Source organism: Dokdonella sp. (assembly GCF_036518555.1).
GTDB lineage: Bacteria > Pseudomonadota > Gammaproteobacteria > Xanthomonadales > Rhodanobacteraceae > Dokdonella_A.
In genome coordinates this window covers 1-4,849 of record NZ_DATDMY010000261.1, presented here as the reverse complement: position 1 = coordinate 4,849, position 4,849 = coordinate 1, and the positions used below count along the sequence as shown (strand labels likewise).

Below are 4,849 nucleotides of genomic sequence, written 5' to 3'. Positions count from 1 at the left end.
TTGCTCGATCACGATCGCGAACGCGAGCAGCGCCCACGCGCCCGACAGCACGGGCGCCGGCACGGTCGCGAGCACCGACTCGAGCGTGCGCGTGCGCATGAACGCGTGCGCGGCCACGATGCCGCCGACGATGACGACGGTAGTCAGGATCTCGATCGCCGGCAGTATCGGCACCGCAGCAGCATTCGCCGCGAACATGCCCGCGAGCACGCGCGAGGCGCCACCGAACGTGTGCGCGCGGAAGAACACCCACGCGACGTGCACGAGCAGGAAGGTGAGCACGCCGAGAAGGAACAGCTGCGCGCGCGTCGGCCTAAGGTGCGCATACCGCGCACGCAGGAATCGTTCACCGGCGAGGTAGCTGCCGTGCAGGCCGCCCCAGGCGACGAAGGTCCAGCTCGCGCCGTGCCAGAGGCCGCCGAGCAGCATCGTCGCGAACAGCGCGAAGTAGGTGCGCGCGGGGCCATGCCGGTTGCCGCCGAGCGGAATGTAGAGGTAGTCGCGCAGCCATGCCGACAGCGTGATGTGCCAGCGGCGCCAGAAATCCGAGAAGCCGATCGCCGCATACGGGAAGCGGAAGTTGTCGGGCATCGCGAAGCCGAGGCACATCGCCGCTCCGATCGCGGTGGTCGAGTAGCCGGCGAAGTCGCAGAAGATCTGGCCGCCGAATGCGAGCGTCGCCGTCCACGCGTCGATTACGCCGGGGATCTTCGTGCCGTCGTAGACCTTCTCCACCGGCGCGGCGAGGAAGCCGTCGGCGAGCACGACCTTCTGGAACAGGCCGAGCGTCATGAGGGCGAGGCCGAAGCAGAGCTGGTTCGCGTTCGCGCGCCGCGGTGACTCGAACTGCGGCACGAGCTCGGTCGGACGCAGGATCGGCCCCGCGACGAGATGCGGGAAGAACGTCACGAACAGCGCGTAGTCGAGGGCATTGCGCGCAGGTGCGGCGCGGCGCAGGTACACGTCGAGCGTGTAGGACATCGTCGCGAACGTGTAGAACGAGATGCCGACCGGCAGCACGATGTCGAGCTGCGGTGGCTGCCAGGCGACGCCGAGGCCGGCCATCAGCGCGGCGAAGTTCGCGGTCAGGAACGCGCCGTACTTGAAGTACGCGAGCATGCCGAGGTTGGCGACGACCGACAGCAGCATCCACGCGCGACGCGCGTGGGCGCCCTGCACGCTGACGAGCTTCTTCGCTGCCCACCAGTCCACCACGGTGGAGATCCACAACAGGATCACGAACGGCGGATTCCACGCCGCGTAGAACAGGTAGCTCGCGACGAGCAAGTTGACCTTGCGCACCGTCCACGGCAGCGGCAGCGAGTGCAGCGCGAGCACGCACGCGAAGAACACGACGAACGTGAGCGAGTTGAAGACCACCGCCGCCCTCCCCGGTCAGCGTATGGGAATCCCACGTCACGGGTCGGACGGGCGAGGCTGCGCCGCTTGGCCGTCCCGTGCGGCGGGCGCAGTGTGCGCCGCCGCGCGGCACGGTGCAATCGGCACGCGAAGCGCGCGTGCCGCGTCGCCCGCAGGGCGCCGCGCTAGCGCGCCGGTGCGGCTGCGCCGTCGGTGAACACCGCGAACATGCCCACGTACGGCTTGACCAGCATCGCCACAGCCCCTGCGTAGCCGCCAGCCGGCGTCCAGAAGCGCGACAGCGTGCCGTCGAGGTAGAGCGCGTCGCGGCAACCGAGCGCGTCGCGGAACACCGTGGCGAATGCATGGAACGACACCGGCGCTTCGCTCACCGCGAACACCGCGTGGCCGGGCGTCGGCGCGCAGACGCCGCTGCGCCACTTGAGGCTGTCGGACGCCGCGTCGAAGTTCGGATTGATCTGCCCGTCGACGACGAGCATCGGCCCCGACTGCGTCGCGACGCGCGCGTCGATGCGCGACTGCTGCCACTGCGCGGTCGTGACGACGCCGGCATGATCGGCACGATCGACGTAGAACACGCCGTTCGGCGGCAGCGCGAAATTGCCGCGTCCGGGCCCCGTGCGCGCGGTGTTGAGCGGCCGCACGGTGCGGCCGTCCTCGACGTGCAGGCCGAGCGGTCGGTACTGGCCGTCGTAGATGCCCGCGTTGGCCGCGAACAGCAGCGTGCGCCCCCGCCCTTCGCCCCATTCGCGCAGGCGGTCGACCGCACCGAACGGGCGGCCGTCGTCGTCCTTCCAGCGCAGCTCGAGGCGATCCACCGCAAGGTCGACGTCGACCACGCGGCACGCGATCTCGCCGATCTGCACGCTGCGCATCGTCGGCGTACCGGCCGCTGCGGCCGGGAAGACGAACGCGAGGGCGAGCAGCCGGGGCAGGACGGTACGCATGTGCGCATTGTCGCCGATGCGGGCGCGCGGCGCGTTGCGTTTCGGTTACGCCGGGGCGATGGCGGGCGCGGCGCGGCTCGTCCGATCGGCGACGGCTCATGTCCGCACGGCCATCGGCTTGCGGCCGGTCCCGCGTGGCGCGCCGCGCGACATACTCCACCAGCCCCGCGACCGCTACACTCGACGCATTGCCGTCACCGGATCCGCCATGCCCAGCTTCGATATCGTCTCCGAAGTCGACAAGCACGAACTCACCAATGCGGTCGACCAGGCCAACCGCGAACTGTCGAACCGCTTCGACTTCAAGGGCAGCGACGCGAAGTTCGCGCTCGACGACGAGGTCATCACCGCGTCGGCGCCGAGCGATTTCCAGCTCAAGCAGATGCAGGACATCCTGCGTGCGCGCCTGAGCGCGCGCGGCATCGACGTGCGCTGCCTCGACGTCGCCGAGCCCGAGGTCAACCTGGCGACCGCTCGGCAGAAGGTCACGGTCAAGCAAGGCATCGAGCAGCCGGTCGCGAAGAAGATCATCGCCGCGATCAAGGCCGCCAAGCTCAAGGTCGAGGCACAGATCAACGGCGACAAGCTGCGCGTGACCGGCAAGAAGCGCGACGACCTGCAGACCGCGATCGCGTTGCTGCGCAAGAGCGAATTCGACGTCCCGCTGCAGTTCGACAATTTCCGCGACTGATCGGTGCCGCAGGAGCAAAAGCAAGAGCGAAGACTGAAACACGAAGGACACGAAGGACACGAAGGAATAGGGATCAGGAACGATTTGAAGCTTGAAGCACGGAGCGCACGGAGAACGCAGAGCAAGGAAGGGCTCTACTGTCTGAAAGCTTTTCCTCCGTGTGCTCCGTGTTTCAAACTGAGTCTCTTGCTCTATTTCGTGTCCTTCGTGTCCTTCGTGCTTCAGTCTCTTGATCTTGATCTTGATCTTGATCTTGATCTTGCTCTCGGTAGCAACCAGCCCCCTTAGCGCAGGCTCACCGTCTGGCCTTTCCAGGCTGCATCCTGCCAGCGGTAGAACGCGCTGAGGGATTCGGGTTTGTCGGCGCGCTTTTCGACCGCGAGCGTCGCGAGGTCGAGCAGCTCGAACGTGCGCGAGAAGCGGCCGCCGACGCGCACTTCGCGCGCCGCGAGCAGCTTGCGCCCCCCGGGCAACCAGCCCGCGAATTCGATGTAGCCGATATCGGGGGCGTCGGCCGCCGGCGGCACGACATCGACGGTCCACGCGGCGCCGTCGCGATGGAACACCCACATCTCGCGCCACGCGTCGAGTGGTTGCACGGCGAGCGTGAGCGCGCTGCCGCCCGGGTTCGCGCGCGCGGAATTCGCCCACACCGTGCCGTACGTGCAGCGCTGCAGCAGCGGCGCGCCGTCGTCGTGCTTCGCGTCGACGAGGCGGATGCAGGTCTCGCCGGGCTGGCCCGGTGCCGTCGTCACCGCGAGGCCGGCCGCCTTCTTCGCAGGCGCGGGCTCTGCCGCCCAGCGCACGGCGCCGACGCGCACGGCCGCATCGTCGTACGCGCTCGCGTCGTCTTCGGCGAGCTCCTGCCGGTCGACACCGGTGAGTTCTTCCAACGCGCGCGCGGCGGCTTCGGTCGCGGGCTCGCCGCGGCGCACGCGCTCGAACGCGAGGCTCGACCAGACCGCCGCGGAGCGCATGCGCAGGCGGTTCCCGAGGTAACCGGGCAGGTCCGCGCGCGGCACCCGGTCGAGCACGTCGGCGCGCCAGCCGTCGAGGCTCGCGCGCTCGAACGGCGTCGTCGCCGGGTCGATGCAGTCCTCCCGCGTGAGCGCGAGCGCGGCGCGCGCCTTGCGTTCGGCATCGGCGGGCAGCGCGATCACGCGGCGGAATGCATCGCCGTCGTAGCAGACCTGCACGCGGCCGTCGCGCTCGACGCTTCGCATCGCGACACCGTAAGCGGCGACGACCTCGAGGTGGGCGGCGATCACCGCGTCGTCCGCCTTGCCGCGATTCGACGACGCGCGGCGCGCGAGGCGCTCGGCCATCGTGCCGAGCGCATCGAACGCCTCGGCGTCGATATCCCTCGCCGGAGCAGCACGCAGGAACGCGGCCGCGTAGCCGATGCCGAGCGCCTCGGCGCCCGGCGTGTCGCGCACGAAGCGCACGACCGCGAGCAGGCCGGGCGCATCCTGCGGTCGCAGCGACAGCAACCGCACCTGGGCCGCACGCACGTAACCGGCGCGCTCCCGCCGGTGGTCGTAGACCTGCAGGTAATCCATGCGCCGGCCGCGCACTTCGAGGCTGTCGCCTTGCCAGAGCGTGACCTGCTGCCGCGCCGACTCGCGCGGCGCGGCGCGCAGCGCAGCGCGGTCGATCACGACGATCGCGGTCGGGTTCGGTTCGGGAGCGACCGCCGCGGCCGGTTCGGCGGCATGCGCGCACGCGAGCGAGAGCAGGCCTGCGAGGATCAGGATCGTTCTCATGGCGCTCACTCCCCGCCCGCGACTGCAGGCGTCCTCATGCCACCGATGAGGTTCGCGCCGATGAAGCC

General features: G+C 69.6%; 4 protein-coding genes. 1 reads left to right on the top strand and 3 read right to left on the bottom strand.

Annotated features, from left to right (window positions below):
- The coding region (locus VI238_RS14230; RefSeq protein ID WP_331652493.1) for an MBOAT family O-acyltransferase at positions 1 to 1,380 on the bottom strand (1,380 nt) is incomplete at its 3' end.
- Between the two features lie 164 nt (positions 1,381 to 1,544).
- Positions 1,545 to 2,327 carry a phosphodiester glycosidase family protein gene (locus VI238_RS14225; RefSeq protein WP_331652491.1) on the bottom strand — a complete coding sequence of 261 codons (783 nt, stop codon included), beginning with the start codon at positions 2,325 to 2,327 and terminating at the stop codon, positions 1,545 to 1,547.
- Between the two features lie 208 nt (positions 2,328 to 2,535).
- Between VI238_RS14225 and VI238_RS14220 the strand changes: the two genes are divergently transcribed.
- A complete protein-coding gene (locus tag VI238_RS14220) occupies positions 2,536 to 3,018 on the top strand; it encodes a YajQ family cyclic di-GMP-binding protein (protein ID WP_331652489.1) in 483 nt (160 codons plus the stop codon).
- Positions 3,019 to 3,302: 284 nt separating this feature from the next.
- Here VI238_RS14220 and VI238_RS14215 read toward each other — a convergent pair whose 3' ends face one another.
- Complete coding sequence (locus tag VI238_RS14215) at positions 3,303 to 4,781, bottom strand: hypothetical protein (protein WP_331652487.1); 1,479 nt, start codon at positions 4,779 to 4,781, stop codon at positions 3,303 to 3,305.
- Between the last annotated feature and the right edge of the window lie 68 nt (positions 4,782 to 4,849).